This is a genomic window from Martelella sp. NC20, assembly GCF_013459645.1.
Lineage (GTDB): Bacteria > Pseudomonadota > Alphaproteobacteria > Rhizobiales > Rhizobiaceae > Martelella.
In genome coordinates this window covers 4,865,796-4,884,681 of record NZ_CP054861.1, presented here as the reverse complement: position 1 = coordinate 4,884,681, position 18,886 = coordinate 4,865,796, and the positions used below count along the sequence as shown (strand labels likewise).

The window sequence follows — 18,886 nt, the reverse complement described above, 5'->3', positions numbered from 1 at the left end:
AGCCCACGCTCTATGGTGGCCGGCGGCATGGCGCAACAGGGGATGTTAAAACGAACCGAGCCGCTTGCGGGCTTCTTCCAGATCTTCCGGCGTGTTGACGTTGAAGAACGGATCGCTGGCCCCGACGACGTCGAAATCCACGTATCGGTGCGGATGGCGTTCCACGAAGGCCATCAGCCTTCTGTTGCCGTCCGCAAGCCAGTCCGCAAGGTCATCGGCAAGCAGGACCGGCCAGAGGGCGAAGACGGGATGGACGCGGCCGTTCGAGCGCGCGGCAATGATCTCGCGGGAGCGCGGCGCCGCAGCCTGCAGCCGGCCGACGAAATCCGCCGGGAAAAACGGCGTGTCGACAGCGATCGAGGCGATATGGGAGGCGGCGCTGCCCTCGAAATGGCGTAGCGCCGCGAGAATGCCGGAGAGCGGACCGTGATGGTCCCCGCCGCCATCGGCGATGACAGGAGCGCCACCGAACTCCGCCATCGCCCCGTCATGGCGGCTGACAACGACCTCTCCGCTCTGAGCGCCAATGCGGGCAAGCGCATGGGAGAGCAGGGTGCCGTCGCCGAAGGCGAGCATGGCCTTGTCTGTGCCCATGCGTTGCGAGGCGCCGCCGGCGAGAATGACGGCCGGGATGTGGTCAGGTCCCGTCAATCGCGAAAGGTCTCCTCTTCGGCGCGCGCCAGCAATCCGCCGCCCTGCGGACCGCCGGGCTGGGTGGTCTCGCTCAGCGGCTCGATGCCCTTCTGGCGCTCGCGGTAGAAGGAATAGAGGCCGGCGCCGACGACGATCGCCCCGCCGATCAGCACATTGGCCCCCGGATAGGTCGAAAACATGATCATGCCGAGGATCGTCGACCACAACAGCCCGGTATAGCGGAACGGCGCGACATAGGAGATATCGGCCTTGCGCACGGCAAACACGATGAACTGGTAACCGACCAGCAGAAAGCCCGCCGCCAAGACCAGCAGGCCGACGATCGGCCAGCGCATCAGGTCCCAGTCCTGTTCGATGGTGCCGAGCCCCGCCCCGCCGATGGTCAGCATGGCCGAGGTTGACAATGTGATCACGATTGCCGGCACTTCGGTGCGGATCGCCTTGGTGAGCAGGTCGCGGGCGGTGGCGAACAGCATCGCGATCACGACATAGGTCGCGCCGTCCTCGAAGCCTGCGGGACCCGGCTTGATGATGATCATCACGCCGATGAAGCCCGCGATGATTGCGCTCCAGCGTCGCCAGCCGACAGGTTCGCCCATGAACAGCGCCGCGCCGAGCGTCACAGCCAGCGGCAGGCATTGCAGGATGGCCGCCGCATTGGCAAGCGGCATCGCCTTCAGCGCTTCGAGATAGGCAATGGCCGCGACGAGTTCGCAGAGGCTGCGGATCAGAACCCGCGGCTCGAGCGCGGCCCGCATATGGACGAACGCGCCCGCCCGCCATGCGACGATGAGCGCGATCACCACGACGATCAGGCCGCGGAAGAACATGATCTGGCCAACGCCGATTTCCTCGGTCAGCCCTTTTACAATTGCGTCGTTGACCGAGAAACTGGCCATGCCCGCGATCATGAAGAGCGCGCCGGATAGATTTGAGGAAATACGCATCATTCGCCCGTTTTTTGATCAATCGGTTCATATCGCCGAACCGATGGCGGGGGAAGGGATAGCGGGCTTCGGCGCACTATATTTTCAGCCGCCGGTCATGCTCATGTGACGGGCGACCGCGACGCGGGAGGTTTTTTCGTCGAGTTCGAAATTATGCTCTTTCGGCTTGCGGGCAATAGCATTGTCGATGGCGCGATGAAGCGCTTCGTCATCATCCGGGTTTTCGCGTAGCACGGCGCGGAAATCGGCGCTGTCGTCCTGGCCGAGACACATATAGAGCATGCCGGTGCAGGTGAGGCGCACCCGGTTGCAGCTTGCGCAGAAATTGTGGCTGAGCGGGGTTATGAAGCCGAGCTTGCCGCCGGTCTCCGCAACCCTGACGAACCGCGCCGGTCCGCCGGTATCGAGCGGGATGTCGGTGAGCGTGAAGCGGTCCTCGAGATCGCGGCGGACCTTGGACAGCGGCAGATATTGGGCGGAGCGGTCGGTCTCGACCTCGCCGAGCGGCATCGCCTCGATCAGGGTCAGGTCCATGCCTTCGCCATGGGCGAAGCGCAGCAGGTCGGGGATTTCGGCCTCGTTGAAACCGGCGAGCGCCACCGCATTGAGCTTGACCTTCAGTCCGGCCTTGCGCGCGGCTTCCAGCCCGGCCATCACCTTGTGGAAATCGCCCCAGCGGGTGATCTCGCGGAACTTGTCGGGGTCGAGCGTGTCGAGCGAGACGTTGATGCGGCGCACGCCGGCGGCATGGAGATCGTCGGCATAGCGCGAAAGCTGCGAACCGTTGGTCGTCAGCGTCAATTCGTCGAGCGCGCCGTCCGCAACGCGGCGGCCGAGCCCCTCGATCAGATGCATCACGTTCTTGCGCATCAGCGGTTCGCCGCCGGTGAGCCGCAGCTTGCGCACGCCCTTGTCGATGAAGGCGTTGCAGAGGCGTTCGAGTTCTTCCAGCGTCAGCAGATCGCGCTTCGGCAGAAACGTCATGTTTTCCGCCATGCAATAGGTACAGCGGAAATCGCAGCGGTCGGTCACCGAGACGCGCAGATAGGTGATCGCCCGCCCGAAGGGGTCGATCATCGGGGCGGGTTTTTCGCCTGTCATCTCGCTGAAATGCCGGTTCACGCAAAATCTCCTTGACGTGAAAATGTTCTTTGGGTTGGCAAGCGTCAAGTCAGATGTCAAACAAAGCTCTGTGATCTGGAGTGCGTCCAGGAAAAGCGGACACCGGTTTTCCGTTCGGACGCCCGGAAAACAAAGGGCGTTTTCATAGCGAATGGAGCCGATTTTGACATCGATACCGACCGAAATCAGGGTCTCGAAGGACCGTAAATGTCTGACCGTGACGTTCGACGACGGCGCCCGTTTCGCGCTGCCGGCCGAGATGTTGCGGGTGTTGTCGCCCTCGGCCGAGGTCAAGGGCCATGGGCCCGGCCAGGCGGTGACGGTGCCCGGCAAGCGCAATGTCGGGATCATGACCGTCGCGGCCGCCGGTAACTACGCGATCCGCATCGGCTTCGACGACATGCACGACAGCGGCATCTATACCTGGACCTATCTGCGCGAACTCGGCGAGGATGGCGAGCGGATGTTTGCCGGCTACGAAGCCGAGCTTGCCGCAAAAGGCATGACCCGCGACAGGGCCGAGCGTCCGCGCTGACCGGTCAGGCCCGCGGCGGGCTGATGCGAAGCGCCTGCGCCTTTTTCGATCTGGTTTTGCCGCCGAGAATGTCGGCGACCCAGTTGAGCGACGGAATGTTTTCGCACACCGTCAAAAGCGCGATCGCGATCGGTACGCCCAGAAAAGTCCCGAACAGGCCCCACATGAAGGTCCAGAAGAAGATCGAGAACACGACGAGGAAGGGCGAGATCGAAAGCGTCGATCCCGATACCATCGGCTCGACGTAATTGCCGATGATGAACTGGATCAGGTTGAGCGAGACAAACAGCATCAGCGCCGTTTCCCAGTGCTCGAACTGGATGACGCCGTAGAGCGAGGGAAACACGGTGGCGATTACCGAGCCGATGAACGGGATGTAGTTGAGCGCAAACGCCATCACCCCCCACTCGACCGGATAATCGAGCCCCGTGACGGTTGCAGCGCCCCAGAACAGCAGCCCCGTGATCGCGCTCATTGCGGTTCTGACCAGCATGTAACGGCCGAATTTGCGCGCCGTCTCGTTGGCAATCCGCACGGTCGTGGCGGCAACGCCTGGCTGGTTGATCGCCTCGATCTTGCTGCGCAGCTTGTCGACTTCCGTCAGGCCGAGCACGACATAGGCCAGCACCACCAGCCAGAAGCTCAGCGTCGTGCTGGCCTGCCCGGTGATCTGCCTGATGGTGCGCACCACGAGCCCGACATTGAAGACGTCGGACAGCGAGCTTGCGACCGCGATCCCTTTTCCATCGAACCACGCGACGGCGTCCTGATAGGCGGCCTGGAGCTGCCACGCCGCCTCGATGAACGACGTCGCGACCCGGGTGAATCCCCAGATCACCAGCGTGGCGAAGATCACGAACACGACGATCGTGGAAATGACGGTGATCGTCAGCGCCGCCAGCGACGGCATGAATTTCTGCAGCGCATTCTTGATCGGCCAGGTGACGGCGATGATGAACAGCGCCAGCGCCACCGGCTTGAGAAATGTCCCCGCCCCCCGGATCGCCAGCAACAACAGGATCACGAAGATCAATGATGTGACGACGGTGACGCCGCGCCGCGATCCGGCTGGTTCAGGCATATATGTCTCGCAAATGTCTTGCTTGAGCGGAACTGCATGAAAATGTATCGTCCCCCTCTGTCATGCGCAAGCAGAACTGCAACAGCCGAGGAGAGGCGACATGAGCGAATTCATCAGTGAGGCGGCGGTTCCCGAACAGGTGCTTGCATTCTGGTTTGAGGAACTGACGCCGAAGGACTGGTTCCAGCCCGACGATGTGGCAGCGCTCGACCGCGCTATCCTCTATCGCTTCTTCTCCACTCACAAGGCTCTGGCGCAAAAGGTCGACGGCGCGTGGCGCGCGAGCCCCGAGGCGCAGCTTGCCGCCGTGATCGTGCTCGATCAGTTCCCCCGCAATATCTACCGCGCGACGCCGATGGCCTTTGCCACCGACCGGCTGGCGCTGAGGGAAGCCAAATTCGCGGTGGCCAGCGGCGCCGATGCCGCGGTGCCGGAGGACCGGCGCGCCTTCTTCTATATGCCGTTCGAGCATTCCGAAAAGCTGAAGGACCAGAAACGCTCCGTCGAGCTTTTCAAGGCGCTCGGCAACGAGGAATATACCCGCTTCGCCGAAAGCCACCGGGACGTGATCGCCCGGTTCGGCCGCTTTCCGCACCGCAACGCGATCCTGAAGCGCCGTTCGACCCCCGACGAGCGGCGCTATCTTTCGAGCGATGAAAATACCGGCTGGGGTCAGAAGTGACGAAAGACGGCCTTGGCAGCCGCTGCTGCCATCAAAATGACGCGCTGCTCCTCAAGAGCTCCCGTGCAGGACAGAAGGAAGGGCCGGCGGTTTGATTTGGCGAGGCGGCGCGAGGGCAGGGGTTTTCAACATTTTATGTCTGGCGCTGGCGCTTGTCTTCGCGCTGCCGGTCATGGACGTCCACGCCCAGCAGGCATTCGAAACGGCCGCCCCGGCCGCAAGCCCGCAGGCTGCCAACGATGCTTCCGCCGCGCCGGCCACAGGCGAACCCGGTCAGCCGCAGGCGGCCGGCCCGGCGGAAACAGAGCAACCGGCGCTCGATCCGTTCTTTCAGGACATGAAGGATCAGCTTGACGGGTTCTCGCAGTCGCTTGCAACCGTCACCGCGACAATTGCCGAGGCTTCACCGGGCACCGATACGTTGGTGAGGCTGCAGACCGAGGTGGACCAGGTTCAGACCGGACTTGCCAAAATCCTGAGCTCGATCTCGGAACGGCTGACAGATGTGCGCGCGCAACTCCTCGAACTCGGCACCGCGCCCGGTCCTGGCGAGACCCCCGAGCCGGGGGTGACGACCGAGGAGCGCAACAAGCTCCTGGCCCAGCGATCGGAAATCAACGCGCTCTCCGAGCAGGCGCAGAAACTGAGCGTTTCGGCCGAGAAGGCCTCCGCCGATATCAGTCGCCTGAGGCGCGTACAATTCACGGAGGCGCTGTTTGCCCATACCGATCTGGTGCAGCTTTTTTCCTCCGATTTCAGCCGTCTGGTGCGGGGCGAGATCACCGCTTTCAAAGTCTCCTACGGCGGCTGGCTGAATTATATCTGGAATGCCAAGCGGCTTCAGTTCCTGGCAGCGCTTTTCCTGTCCCTGCTGGCGGCGGTGTTTTCCTACCGCATCTCAAGCCGGGTTCTGGAGCGCTCCAAGCTCGACCTGCAGGAGCAGGAGCCCGATTACGTCGCGCGGCTTCTGGCGAGTTTCTGGACCACGGCGATCCCGAGTCTTGCGCTTCTTGCCTTTCTCGCCGTTTCCTATGTTCTGTTTGTCGGCCTGAGCATCTTCCTGCCGGATGTCGAGCGTTTCGTGCGCGCGGCTTATGTCTCGGCCGCGATCGTCATCTTCGTGTACCTGCTGTCGCGCAACGTGCTGACGCCGGGGCGGCCGCAATGGCGGCTGGTGCCGATCAGCAACCCGGCGGCCCGCAACCTGACGCTGGCCTTCACCATGCTCGCCGCGATCAACTGGGCGGATATCCTGCTCGGCGTATTGAACGACACGCTCGATGCCGATCTGCGCCTCGAAGTCGCGCGAAGCCTCATCACCTCGGTGCTGATCGGGGTCATACTGATCGCGGTTTCATTCATCCGGCCCCGCGCTCCGCTTGGCGGGGCTCAGGCGCAGACGCGCTCGATCAAGATCCTGTTTCCTTCCGCCATCGCCGTGATGACCCGGCTCGTGGGCGTGTTCATCGTGGTGACGGCGCTGATCGGCTATGTCGCGCTGTCCCGGTTTGCCGCAAATCAGGTGGTGCTGACGGGCGGGGTGCTGATCACAATGTATATCGGCATCCTGCTTGGACAGGCGGTGTCGCAGCCCGGCAGTTTCGCAAGAACCGGATACGGCAAGCACGTCGTCAAGCGCTTCGGCGTTTCGGGCGTGCGCAGCGACCAGATCTCGCTTGTTCTCGGGTTGGTGACCTATGCGGCGACGTTTCTGATCGGTATCCCGATGATCCTGATATCGTGGGGTGTGCGCTGGGAGGAGATCAAGCTCTGGGCCGGAAAGCATCTGACCTCGGTGACCGTCGGATCGATCACGATCTCGCTTGGCGGCATCCTGATCGGCGTGCTGCTGTTCGTCGGGGGCTATCTCGGTACCCGCTGGTTCCAGGGCTGGTTCGACAACAATGTGCTGCTGCGCTCTAGGGCCGACGCCGGTGTGCGAAACTCGGTCAAGACCGGTATCAGCTATCTCGGCATCGTGCTTGCCGGCCTGCTTGCGATTTCGGCCGCCGGCGTCAACCTGTCGAGCCTCGCGCTTGTGGCCTCGGCGCTGTCGATCGGCATCGGCTTCGGGCTGCAGACGATCGTGTCGAATTTCGTCTCAGGCCTCATCCTGCTGGCGGAGCGGCCGTTCAAGGTGGGTGACTGGATTGTGTCCGGCACCACCGAGGGCTTCGTCAAGCGCATCTCGGTGCGCGCGACCGAGATCGAGACCTTCCAGCGCCAGTCGATCATCGTGCCGAACTCGGAACTGATCAACGCCTCCGTCGGCAACTGGATGCATCACAACCAGATGGGGCGCTCGGAGGTGGCCATCGGCGTTTCCTATGACAGCGATCCGCGCACCGTGATGAATATTCTGATGGGGATCGGAACGTCGCATCCGCTTGTGCTGCAGAACCCGGAACCGATGGTGATCTTCGTGGGCTTCGGCGAATCGACCCTCGATTTCGAGCTGCGCGTCTATCTCGCCGATGTCTTCAACGGGATTTCGGTGCGCAACGATATCCGGGTTGCGATCTTCGAGCGGTTCCGCGACGAGGGCATCACCATTCCCTATCCCCAGCGCGATCTGCACATCATTCCCCAGAAGGAACGGCACGACGAACTGGCGAACTCGATCCGCAAGCAGATGCGCAAGACGGCCGCCGCGCCGGCGGAGACTGCGCCAGCCTCGTCGCATGATCATCCCGACGCCGGCAATGACGACGGCGGCGAGCGCTGACCGGCGCGGCCGGTTTTCAACGCGTCGCGGCCACAGGAATGCATGTCGCAAACGGGCTGTTGGTGTGGCGATGGGCGTTGCATAGTCGGGCGTAGAACGGCCCGTCGACAAGCGAGTCAGTTTGCGGACAGACTTCCCCCTAGCTGGGGTCACCCTCGGGCTTGACCCGAGGGTCCAGGCAGCGTTCTCCGTGCCGCCTGGATGCTCGGGTCAAGCCCGAGCATGACGCATGAAGGGGTTGGGGCCTTGTCATCAGACTGACGCGCCCAAGGCGGGCACACACGCTATCCTCAGAGGCGGAACGGATGACAACGAAAACTCGGGCACTGGTGATCGGCGGCGGAGTCGTCGGCGTATCGACGCTTTATCATCTGGCGAAAAAGGGCTGGTCGGACGCGGTTCTGATCGAGCGCAAGGAGCTGACCTCCGGCTCGACATGGCATGCCGCCGGCCTGCTGCCGCTGTTCAACATGAGCTATTCCGTCGGCCAGTTGCACAAATATTCGGTCAATCTCTATTCCGCGCTCGAAGAAGAGACCGGGCTGAATGTCGGTTTTTCAAAGGTCTCCAACATCCGCCTGGCGATGACCAGGGACCGGATGGACGAATATCTCTATTATTCCGGCATCGCCGAGACCATCGGCGTCGATGTGAAATTCCTGACCCCGGAGGAGGTCAAGGAGGTCTGGCCGCTATGCGAGACCGACGGCATCCTGGGCGCGATCCAGCACCCCGATGACGGCTACATTCAGCCGGCCGACCTGACGCAGGCCTTCGCGAAGGGCGCGCGCGACCGCGGTGCGCGGATCATGCGCAATACCACGGTGACGGCGATCCACCAGAACCCGGACGGCTCCTGGCATGTCGAGACCGACAAGGAGGCATTTACCGCTGATCACGTCATTTCCTGCACCGGCAATTTCGCCCGCAGGACCGGCGCGATGGTCGGGCTTGATATTCCCGTGATCCCGGTCGAGCATCAGTATATCGTCACCGAACCGCATCCGGCCATTCTGGAACGCAAGAGAAAGGGCCTGCCCGAAATGGGTGTCCTGCGCGAATCCGACAGCGCCTGGTACATGCGCGAGGAGGCGGGCGGGCTGATCCTCGGGCCCTACGAGACCGGCGCGCCGGTCTGTTATGTCGACGGTCCCTCCGACGACAGCGAATACGAGCTGTTCCAGGAAGAACTCGACCGGCTGATGCCGCATATCGAGACCGCGATGGCGCGCGTTCCGGCCTTCGCGGAAGTCGGCATCAAGAAGGTCTATAACGGCGCGATCGCCTATACGCCGGACGGCAACCCGATCGTCGGGCCCGCGCCGGGGCTGAAGAATTTCTGGCTGAACGAGGGCCATTCCTTCGGCATCACCGCCGCCGGCGGCGCCGGCTGGCAGCTTGCCGAATGGATCGTCGACGGCGAGCCCACCGTCGATCTCGCCGGCGTCGATCCGCGCCGCTTCGGGCCCTATGCGACCGAAGGCTACCTGATCGCCAAGAACGAGGAGGCCTATGCCAATGTCTTCACCATGCATTATCCCGACGAGGAGCGCTCCGCCGCCCGTCCGCTGAAAACCGCGCCGGTCTATTCCAGGCTGAAGGCGCTTGGCGGCGTGTTCGGCTCGGTCTATGGCTGGGAGCGGGCGAACTGGTACGCGCCGCAAGGCTATGCGCTGGATGAGAGCGAACTCGGTGTCGGCGCCGATGTGCTGACCAGCCACAATCACGCCCCGCCGCTTGAAGATGGCCGGATCGTCGAAAAATGGTCGTTCCGCCGATCCAACTATTTCGAGCATGTCGGCAATGAGGTGAAGCACGTCCATGAGAAGGTCGGCGTGCTGGACATGACGCCGTTTGCCAAGATGGAAGTCTCCGGCGTCGGCGCCCGCGCCTTTCTCGACAGCATCTTCGCCAACGCCATTCCAAAGAAGCGCGGCCGGATCGCGCTCTGCCACCTGCTCGGCCAGGAAGGCGGGGTGAGGGCGGAGTTCACGCTTTACGAATGGGCGCCGGATCGTTTCTATCTGGTTTCGGGGGCGGGGCTCGAAAGCCACGACCATGACCTGTTGACGAAACTCGCGCCAACCGATGGCTCGGTCACACTCCGGCCGCTGACCATGGAAATGGGCGTGCTGGTGGTCGCCGGCCCGAAATCGCGCGATCTCCTGAAGAAGCTGACGCGCACCTCGCTCGAAAACGAGGATTTCGGCTGGCTCACCGGGCAGCCGGTCTCGATCGGGGCTGCGGGCTGCCATGCGCTGCGCGTCAATTTCGTCGGCGAACTCGGCTGGGAACTGCATCACCCGATCGCGATGCAGACCTATATATTCGACAAGCTTATGGAGGCGGGCGCCGAGTTCGATATCAAGCCGTTCGGCATCCGGGCGATGGGCGCGATGGCGCTCGAAAAATCCTACCGGGCCATGCAGCGGGAAATGTCGATCGAATACACTGCCTACGAATCGGGCCTCGACCGCTTCATCAAGCCGAAAAAGGATTTCATCGGCAAGCAGGCATTGCTTTCGAAGAAGGAGGCCGGTCTCGGCTCGGTGTTCTCGACGCTGATCGTCGAGGGCGTCACCGATGTCGATGCCCGCGGTTCCGAGGCGATCTATGACGGCGACGGCAACCTCGCCGGCCGCGCCACCCAGGGCGGTTTCGGCTGGCGGATCGGCAAATCGATCGCGCTGGCGATGCTGAAGCCGGACTACGCAGCGCCGGGAACGAAGCTGAGGATCAGGATCCTGGGCGACCTCTATGACGCGACCGTGGTCGAGGAGAGCCCGTTCGACCCGGACAATGCTGCGTTGAGGGCGTGAAACGAAAGCTCCCACGCTTCATCTTCCGTCATGCCGGCCTTGAGCCGGCATCCAGGGCGGTAAGGCAAAGGTGTTGGCTTTCGCGCGCCATCAGCTTAAGACGGCTGCCCGTCGCGTGGCTCTGGATCCCGGCTCAAGGCCGGGATGACGGCACAGGGGAGGGCAGGCGACGGGCCATGTCGCTTTCCAGTCGGGCAACGGGGCGCATTGCGCAATCTTCCCCGGCAATCGTCAAAAACCCTCTTGCAAAGCATCGGCCATCACCGTAAATGAGCGCAATGTCTGATGTCGGCGCGCGGAAACGCTCGTCGCCGGCGGAGGATGAAGGGGTATAGCTCAGTTGGTAGAGCGGCGGTCTCCAAAACCGCAGGTCGTAGGTTCGAGCCCTACTGCCCCTGCCAACACGCCGGACCGGTATCGCAAATCAGCGGCCGGCTCGCGTGAATGTGAAAACAAAATTTCGTTTTTCTCTTGTGTCAACGAAAAACGATGATATGTAGTGAAAAACAGACTCGCGGCGCGTGGAGCTGGATCTTCCGCTTTACGTGCCGTAAAGGCGTGGGCAGTTTATGGCATCTAAAACCAATCCATTCACGTTTCTGCAGCAAGTGCGCGCTGAGACGGCCAAAGTCGTTTGGCCTTCCCGGCGCGAAACTGTGATTTCGACCCTCATGGTTATCGTGATGGTCGTGATCGCGGCGTTTTTCTTTTTTGCAGCAGACCAGTTGATGAGCTTGTTGATGAATTTCATCCTCAATCTCGGCGCCTGATCGGGAAGGGGAAACAGATGGCTATGCGTTGGTATATCGTTCATGCCTATTCCAACTTCGAAAAGAAGGTGGCAGAGGCGATCGAGGAAAAGGCCCGCCAGAAGGGGCTTGATCAGTATTTCGACCGTATTCTCGTTCCGACCGAAAAGGTCGTCGAGGTGCGTCGCGGCCGCAAGGTCGATTCGGAGCGCAAATTCTTTCCCGGCTATGTGCTGGTGAGGGCCGAGCTCAATGATGAGGTGTTTCACCTGATCAAGAATACGCCCCGCGTGACGGGGTTCCTCGGCAGCGATCAGAAGCCTGTTCCGATTCCGGACTCCGAGGCCGAGCACATTCTCGGTCAGGTGCAGGAGGGCGTCGAGCGTCCGAAGGCCACCGTGCTTTTCGAGATCGGCGAGCAGGTTCGGGTATCCGATGGTCCGTTCGCATCGTTCAACGGTGTGGTGCAGGATGTCGACGAGGAGCGCGCCCGCCTGAAGGTCGAGGTCTCGATCTTCGGTCGCGCCACTCCGGTCGAGCTGGAATACGCGCAGGTCGAGAAAGTTTGAAGTTTTACCCCCTCGCGGGGGTATTGCGCGTGGGAGAACAGGGCGCTTAGCCGGCGCCTGGACGTTCGCACCACGCAACCGCAGCCGCCGGTGACAGACCGGCAGTCGGGCCGGAATTCCGGTCCACAACGTGAAAGGCAGAGTAATGGCTAAGAAAGTTGCAGGCCAGCTCAAGCTGCAGGTCCCGGCAGGTTCGGCAAATCCGTCCCCGCCGATCGGTCCCGCACTTGGTCAGCGTGGCATCAATATCATGGAATTCTGCAAGGCGTTCAACGCCGCCTCGCAGGAAATGGAAAAGGGTATGCCGATCCCGGTCATCATCACCTATTTCCAGGACAAGTCGTTCACCTTCGCGATGAAGCAGCCGCCGGTCTCCTACTTCCTGAAGAAGGAAGCGAAGATCAAGTCCGGTTCGAAGACTCCGGGCAGGGCATCGGCCGGCTCGATCAGCGCTGATCAGGTCCGCAAGATCGCGGAAGCCAAGATGAGCGATCTGAACGCCGCCGATATCGAAGGCGCAATGCGCATGGTCGAGGGTTCCGCCCGCGCCATGGGCCTGGAAGTGACGGGTTGATTGCCATGACCAAGATTGCAAAACGCACACAGAAGGCCCGCGAGGGCGTCGACGTCGACAAGTTCTACGCCTTGTCCGAGGCCGTTAAGATGGTCAAGGAACGCGCCACCGCGAAGTTCGATGAAACCATCGAGGTCGCGATGAATCTCGGTGTCGATCCGCGTCACGCCGACCAGATGGTCCGCGGCGTCGTCAACCTGCCGAACGGCACGGGCCGCACCGTCCGCGTTGCCGTTTTCGCCCGCGGCGCCAAGGCCGATGAAGCCAGGGAAGCCGGTGCGGACGTCGTCGGCGCGGAAGATCTAGTCGAAGCCGTCCAGGGCGGCAACATCGATTTCGACCGTTGCATCGCCACGCCGGACATGATGCCGCTCGTCGGCCGTCTCGGCAAGGTGCTCGGCCCGCGCGGCATGATGCCGAACCCCAAGGTCGGCACCGTCACGATGGACGTCAAATCGGCTGTCGAAGCCTCCAAGGGCGGCGCTGTCGAGTTCCGCGTCGAAAAGGCCGGGATCGTTCACGCCGGTATCGGCAAGGCCTCGTTCGAGGCATCCGCGCTGGAAGAAAACATCCGCGCCTTTGCCGATGCCGTCGTCAAGGCGAAACCGGCCGGCGCCAAGGGCAACTACGTCAAGCGCGTCGCGCTGTCCTCGACCATGGGTCCGGGCGTCAAGATCGACTTCTCGTCGGTCAACGCCTGAGCGCATAGAACAGAATTTCCGGAAGGTATTTCCGGTAAAGAGTTTCCGGGCTCCAGGGCCCGGAAAGACCCGGGATAAAACCCGGTTTCCTGTCCGAGATTGCAGGTGGGCAACCTTAATTCATTGCCTGCATGAGACGGGTGAGACCAATTTTTCCGTTGGCGGCGAAAGTCACCTTTGGCGGTTTAACTGGTTCGAACCTGGTGTGCCTAGGCGCTGTTGGAAACAGCGCGCCGATGGGGGCAGGATCCTCGAGCGTCGCTTGGGATCTTGGATAAAAACAAGAAGCCCCTTGCGGCAAAGGCAAACCGACAGGTCCGAAAATGGGCCTGTCAACTGGAGATAGGCAGTGGAAAGAGCGGAAAAACGCGAATTCGTCACGGAACTGAACGAAGTCTTCAAGGCTTCCGGCTCGGTTGTCGTGGCCCACTATGCCGGTGTCACCGTTGCGCAGATGAACATCTTTCGTTCGAAGATGCGTGAAGCGGGCGGCACTGTCAGAGTCGCGAAGAACCGCCTGGCCAAGATTGCCCTTCAGGGTACGGAGTCCGAGGGAATGTCCGACCTGTTCACAGGTCAGACGCTCATCGCATTTTGCGATGACCCGGTGACGGCTCCGAAGGTCTGCATGGACTTCGCCAAGACCAACGACAAGCTCGTTGTCATCGGCGGCGCCATGGGGGCAACCGTGCTCGATGCGGATGGTGTCAAGTCGCTTGCGACGATGCCTTCGCTGGACGAGCTGCGTGCGAAGCTGGTGGGCATGATCCAGACCCCGGCTACCCGTATCGCGACGATTGCTTCGGCACCCGCAAGCCAGCTTGCGCGCGTGCTCAACGCCTACGCCACGAAGGACGAAGCCGCCTGATGCGGTTTTTCGCTGTTTACAAAATTTCGAACCAGTTCGAACCAACACACTAAAGGAAGACCAACATGGCTGATCTCGCCAAAATCGTAGACGAACTCTCTGAACTGACGGTTCTCGAAGCCGCCGAGCTGTCCAAGCTGCTCGAAGAAAAGTGGGGCGTTTCCGCCGCAGCGCCGGTTGCCGTCGCTGCTGCCGGCGGCGCTGCCGCCGCTGCTGAAGCCGTTGAAGAAAAGACCGAATTCGATGTCGTCCTGACGGAAGTCGGCGCCAACAAGATCGGCGTCATCAAGGAAGTCCGCGCCATCACCGGTCTCGGCCTCAAGGAAGCCAAGGACCTCGTCGAAGGCGCTCCGAAGCCGGTCAAGGAAGCCGTTTCCAAGGCTGAATCGGAAGAACTCAAGGCCAAGCTGGAAGCAGCCGGCGCCAAGGTTGAGCTCAAGTAAGCTTTGCTGATCTGCACCGCGGGCGGGGTTTCTTGCCCGCGGTGCGACAACTGACGTGAAACCATTACCCAAAGTCCCTTTTCGGGCCTTTGGGTAATGGGTTCTCAAGAAGACCCTTAAATGATGACGGAGCCAATTGGCCATCGGTGACCGTCTGTTGCAGGCCCGGATGCAGATTGACAAGGAGCTACCTGAATGGCTCAGACCCTTTCCTTTAACGGTCGCAGGCGCGTACGCAAGTTTTTCGGAAAGATCCCGGAAGTCGCGGAGATGCCGAACCTGATCGAGGTTCAGAAGGCCTCTTATGACCAGTTTCTCATGGTTGACGAGCCCAAGGGCGGACGTCCCGACGAGGGGCTGCAGGCGGTGTTCAAATCCGTCTTCCCGATGACCGATTTTTCCGGCGCTTCGATGCTGGAATTCGTTTCCTACGAATTCGAGCAGCCGAAGTTCGACGTCGAGGAATGCCGCCAGCGCGACCTGACCTATGCCGCGCCGCTGAAAGTGAAACTGCGCCTGATCGTGTTCGATATCGATGAGGACACCGGCGCGAAGTCGATCAAGGACATCAAGGAACAGTCGGTCTACATGGGCGACATGCCGCTGATGACCAACAATGCGACCTTCATCGTCAATGGCACCGAGCGCGTCATCGTTTCGCAGATGCACCGTTCGCCGGGCGTGTTCTTCGACCACGACAAGGGCAAGAGCCACTCCTCCGGCAAGCTGTTGTTCGCTGCCCGCGTGATTCCCTATCGCGGCTCCTGGCTCGATATCGAATTCGACGCCAAGGATATCGTGCATGCCCGCATCGACCGCCGCCGCAAGATTCCGGCGACGTCGCTGTTGATGGCGCTCGGCATGGATACCGAGGAAATCCTCGAGACCTTCTATGAAAAGGCCACCTATGAGCGTGATGGCGACGGCTGGAAAGTGCCGTTCTCGCCCGAGCGTCTGCGCGGCCAGAAGGTCATTACCAACCTGATCGACGCCGACAGCGGCGAAGTGGTGGTCGAGGCCGGCAAGAAGCTGACGCCCCGCATGCTGAAGAAGCTTTCGGAAGGCGGTCTGAAGGCGCTCAAGGTCACCGACGAGGAGCTTTACGGCACCTTCCTGGCCGAGGACATCGTCAACCTGGAAACCGGCGAGATCCATCTCGAGGCCGGCGAAGAGATCGACGAGAAGAACCTCGCCGGCATCATCGATCAGGGTATCGACGATATCGCGATCCTCAACATCGACCACGTCAATGTCGGCGCCTATATCCGCAATACGCTTGTGGCCGACAAGAACGAGAATCGTCAGGACGCGCTGTTCGACATCTACCGCGTCATGCGTCCGGGCGAGCCGCCGACCATGGATTCGGCCGAAGCCATGTTCAATTCGCTGTTCTTCGACAGCGAACGCTACGACCTGTCGGCCGTTGGCCGCGTCAAGATGAACATGCGTCTCGACCTCGACGCCGAGGATACGGTTCGCGTTCTGCGCAAGGAAGACATTCTGGCGGTCGTCAGGACGCTGGTGGACCTGCGTGACGGCAAGGGTGAGATCGACGACATCGACAATCTCGGCAACCGCCGCGTCCGCTCCGTCGGCGAACTGATGGAGAACCAGTATCGTCTGGGTCTTCTGCGCATGGAGCGCGCGATCAAGGAACGCATGTCCTCGATCGAGATCGATACCGTGATGCCGCAGGACCTGATCAACGCCAAGCCGGCGGCTGCCGCCGTGCGCGAATTCTTCGGCTCCTCGCAGCTGTCGCAGTTCATGGACCAGATCAACCCGCTGTCGGAAATCACCCACAAGCGCCGTCTCTCGGCGCTTGGCCCGGGCGGCCTGACCCGCGAGCGCGCGGGCTTCGAAGTCCGCGACGTGCATCCGACCCATTACGGCCGTATCTGCCCGATCGAGACGCCGGAAGGCCCGAATATCGGTCTGATCAACTCGCTCGCGACCTTCGCCCGCGTCAACAAGTATGGCTTCATCGAGAGCCCGTACCGCAAGATTTCCGAGGACGGCAAGCTCACCGACGAGGTGATCTATCTGTCGGCCATGGAAGAGGCGAAATACTATATCGCCCAGGCCAATTCGGTGATGACCGATGAGGGCAAGTTCGTCGACGAATTCGTCGTCTGCCGCCACGCCGGCGAAGTCATGCTCGCCCCGCGCGAAAACATCAACCTGATGGACGTTTCGCCGAAGCAGCTCGTGTCCGTTGCCGCCGCTCTTATTCCGTTTTTGGAAAACGATGACGCCAACCGCGCCCTGATGGGCTCGAACATGCAGCGTCAGGCCGTTCCGCTTCTGCGCGCCGAAGCGCCGTTCGTCGGAACCGGCATGGAGCCGATCGTTGCCCGCGATTCCGGTGCTGCGATCGCCGCCAAGCGCAGCGGTATCGTCGACCAGGTCGATGCGACCCGTATCGTTATCCGAGCGACGGAAGATCTCGACGCCTCCAAGTCCGGCGTCGATATCTACCGGCTGATGAAGTTCCAGCGTTCCAACCAGAATACCTGCGTCAACCAGCGTCCGCTGGTGCGCGTCGGCGATATTCTGAACAAGGGCGACATCATTGCCGACGGTCCATCGACCGATCTCGGCGACCTGGCGCTCGGCCGCAACGCGCTGGTCGCGTTCATGCCGTGGAACGGCTACAACTACGAGGACTCGATCCTGCTTTCCGAGCGGATCGTTTCGGATGACGTCTTCACCTCGATCCATCTGGAAGAATTCGAGGTCATGGCCCGCGATACCAAGCTCGGCCCTGAAGAAATCACCCGCGACATTCCGAATGTTTCGGAAGAAGCGCTGAAGAACCTCGATGAAGCCGGCATCGTCTATATCGGCGCCGAAGTGCATCCGGGCGATATTCTCGTTGGCAAGATCACGCCGAAGGGCGAAAGCCCGATGACGCCGGAAGAAAAGCTTCTGCGCGCGATCTTCGGCGAGAAGGCCTCGGACGTCCGCGACACCTCGATGCGCATGCCGCCCGGCACCTTCGGCACGGTCGTTGAGGTCCGCGTGTTCAACCGTCACGGCGTCGAGAAGGACGAACGCGCCATGGCGATCGAGCGCGAGGAAATCGAACGCCTTGCCAAGGACCGCGACGACGAGCAGGCCATTCTCGACCGTAACGTCTATTCGCGCCTGTCCGACATGCTGCGCGGCCAGACCTCGATTGCAGGCCCGAAGGGCTTCAAGAAGGGCGCCGTGCTGTCCGATGAGGTGATCTCCGCCTATCCGCGTTCGCAGTGGTGGATGTTCGCCGTCGAGGACGAATCGTTCCAGGGCGAACTCGAAGCGCTTCGCGGCCAGTACGACGATTCCAAGAACCGCCTTGAACAGCGCTTCATGGACAAGGTCGAAAAGGTCCAGCGCGGCGACGAAATGCCCCCGGGCGTCATGAAGATGGTCAAGGTCTTCGTGGCCGTCAAGCGCAAGATCCAGCCCGGCGACAAGATGGCCGGCCGTCACGGCAACAAGGGCGTGGTCTCCCGCATCCTGCCCGCCGAGGACATGCCGTTCCTGGAAGACGGAACCCATGTCGACGTCGTGCTGAACCCGCTCGGCGTTCCGAGCCGCATGAATGTCGGCCAGATTCTGGAAACGCATCTGGCCTGGGGTTGTGCCGGCATGGGCAAGCGCATCGGCGAGATGCTCGAAGCCTACCAGGAGACCCACGACATCAAGCCGCTGAAGGAAACGCTGACCGAGGTCTACGCTTCCGAGGCCCGTAACGAAGTTGAGTATTTCGACGATGACGGTCTGTTGCGTCTGGCAGAAGAAGCCAAGCGTGGCGTCTCGATCGCAACGCCGGTGTTCGACGGCGCCCATGAGGGCGACGTTTCGGAGATGCTGATCCGCGCGGGCTTCGATCCGTCCGGCCAGTCCGTGCTCTACGACGGGCGTACCGGCGAGCAGTTCGACCGTAAGGTAACGGTCGGCTACATGTACATGATCAAGCTCAACCATCTGGTTGACGACAAGATCCATGCGCGCTCGATCGGTCCGTACTCGCTCGTTACCCAGCAGCCGCTGGGCGGCAAGGCGCAGTTCGGCGGCCAGCGCTTCGGCGAAATGGAGGTCTGGGCGCTCGAAGCTTACGGCGCCGCCTACACGCTGCAGGAAATGCTGACCGTGAAGTCGGATGACGTTGCCGGCCGCACCAAGGTCTATGAGGCGATTGTCCGCGGCGATGATACGTTTGAAGCCGGTATTCCGGAAAGCTTCAACGTTCTCGTCAAGGAAATGCGTTCGCTGGGACTTTCGGTCGAGCTGGAAAACTCCGCCGAGGAGCCTCAGCCCGAAGTCGAGCTTCCGGACGCTGCGGAATAAGTTGAGAGCCGACGCGCCCCCTTCGCAAAAGGCGGGCGCGTCGCCGGCACTCGATGGTTTAAAGTAAGCCTCAAGTGTCAGT

Annotated in this window: 15 protein-coding genes and 1 tRNA gene; 12 read left to right on the top strand and 4 right to left on the bottom strand. The window is 61.6% G+C overall.

Annotated features, from left to right (window positions below; genetic code table 11):
• Positions 1-45 precede the first annotated feature (45 nt).
• The 3 genes from mobA to moaA all read right to left on the bottom strand — a co-directional run bounded on the left by mobA (position 46) and on the right by moaA (position 2,702).
• Complete coding sequence (gene mobA, locus HQ843_RS23385) at positions 46-651, bottom strand: molybdenum cofactor guanylyltransferase MobA (RefSeq protein ID WP_180900950.1); 606 nt, start codon at positions 649-651, stop codon at positions 46-48.
• Positions 648-1,604 (bottom strand): DMT family transporter, encoded by a 957-nt coding sequence (locus tag HQ843_RS23380; RefSeq protein WP_180900951.1) that lies wholly within the window; start codon positions 1,602-1,604, stop codon positions 648-650. The genes mobA and HQ843_RS23380 overlap by 4 nt, the downstream gene beginning before the upstream one ends.
• 81 nt (positions 1,605-1,685) lie before the next feature.
• Positions 1,686-2,702, bottom strand: a complete 1,017-nt coding sequence (moaA, locus tag HQ843_RS23375) for a GTP 3',8-cyclase MoaA (protein WP_180902060.1) — start codon at positions 2,700-2,702, stop codon at positions 1,686-1,688.
• 184 nt (positions 2,703-2,886) lie between these two features.
• On the opposite strand from moaA, the gene HQ843_RS23370 reads away from it, so the two are divergent.
• Complete coding sequence (locus HQ843_RS23370; protein WP_371824606.1) at positions 2,887-3,258, top strand: gamma-butyrobetaine hydroxylase-like domain-containing protein; 372 nt, start codon at positions 2,887-2,889, stop codon at positions 3,256-3,258.
• 4 nt (positions 3,259-3,262) lie between these two features.
• Here the strand turns inward: HQ843_RS23370 and HQ843_RS23365 are convergent, their stop codons facing one another.
• Complete coding sequence (locus HQ843_RS23365) at positions 3,263-4,339, bottom strand: AI-2E family transporter (protein ID WP_180900953.1); 1,077 nt, start codon at positions 4,337-4,339, stop codon at positions 3,263-3,265.
• A 100-nt stretch (positions 4,340-4,439) separates the two neighbouring features.
• On the opposite strand from HQ843_RS23365, the gene HQ843_RS23360 reads away from it, so the two are divergent.
• The 11 genes from HQ843_RS23360 (at position 4,440) to rpoB (ending at position 18,804) form a co-directional block, all read left to right on the top strand.
• Positions 4,440-5,021 carry a DUF924 family protein gene (locus HQ843_RS23360; protein ID WP_180900954.1) on the top strand — a complete coding sequence of 194 codons (582 nt, stop codon included), beginning with the start codon at positions 4,440-4,442 and terminating at the stop codon, positions 5,019-5,021.
• 91 nt (positions 5,022-5,112) lie between these two features.
• Positions 5,113-7,746, top strand: coding sequence for a mechanosensitive ion channel domain-containing protein (locus HQ843_RS23355; protein ID WP_180900955.1), 2,634 nt, complete (start codon positions 5,113-5,115; stop codon positions 7,744-7,746).
• Between the two features lie 305 nt (positions 7,747-8,051).
• The gene (locus HQ843_RS23350) at positions 8,052-10,565 is read left to right on the top strand and encodes a GcvT family protein (RefSeq protein WP_180900956.1); all 2,514 of its coding nucleotides are present in this window, start codon (positions 8,052-8,054) and stop codon (positions 10,563-10,565) included.
• Between the two features lie 325 nt (positions 10,566-10,890).
• Positions 10,891-10,966: transfer RNA gene (locus HQ843_RS23345), tRNA-Trp, on the top strand.
• 168 nt (positions 10,967-11,134) lie between these two features.
• On the top strand, positions 11,135-11,335 hold the full coding sequence (gene secE, locus HQ843_RS23340) for a preprotein translocase subunit SecE (RefSeq protein WP_026173618.1): 201 nt from the start codon (positions 11,135-11,137) through the stop codon (positions 11,333-11,335).
• Positions 11,336-11,352: 17 nt separating this feature from the next.
• Positions 11,353-11,883, top strand: a complete 531-nt coding sequence (gene nusG, locus HQ843_RS23335; protein ID WP_180900957.1) for a transcription termination/antitermination protein NusG — start codon at positions 11,353-11,355, stop codon at positions 11,881-11,883.
• A gap of 145 nt (positions 11,884-12,028) precedes the next feature.
• Positions 12,029-12,457 (top strand): 50S ribosomal protein L11, encoded by a 429-nt coding sequence (gene rplK, locus HQ843_RS23330; protein ID WP_180900958.1) that lies wholly within the window; start codon positions 12,029-12,031, stop codon positions 12,455-12,457.
• A gap of 5 nt (positions 12,458-12,462) precedes the next feature.
• Positions 12,463-13,158, top strand: coding sequence for a 50S ribosomal protein L1 (rplA, locus tag HQ843_RS23325; protein WP_180900959.1), 696 nt, complete (start codon positions 12,463-12,465; stop codon positions 13,156-13,158).
• A gap of 349 nt (positions 13,159-13,507) precedes the next feature.
• Entirely contained in the window at positions 13,508-14,026 is a 519-nt protein-coding gene (gene rplJ / locus HQ843_RS23320; protein ID WP_180900960.1) for a 50S ribosomal protein L10, read from the top strand.
• A 65-nt stretch (positions 14,027-14,091) separates the two neighbouring features.
• Positions 14,092-14,469, top strand: a complete 378-nt coding sequence (gene rplL / locus HQ843_RS23315) for a 50S ribosomal protein L7/L12 (protein ID WP_180900961.1) — start codon at positions 14,092-14,094, stop codon at positions 14,467-14,469.
• A 195-nt stretch (positions 14,470-14,664) separates the two neighbouring features.
• Entirely contained in the window at positions 14,665-18,804 is a 4,140-nt protein-coding gene (rpoB, locus tag HQ843_RS23310) for a DNA-directed RNA polymerase subunit beta (protein ID WP_180900962.1), read from the top strand.
• The last annotated feature ends 82 nt before the right edge of the window (positions 18,805-18,886 follow it).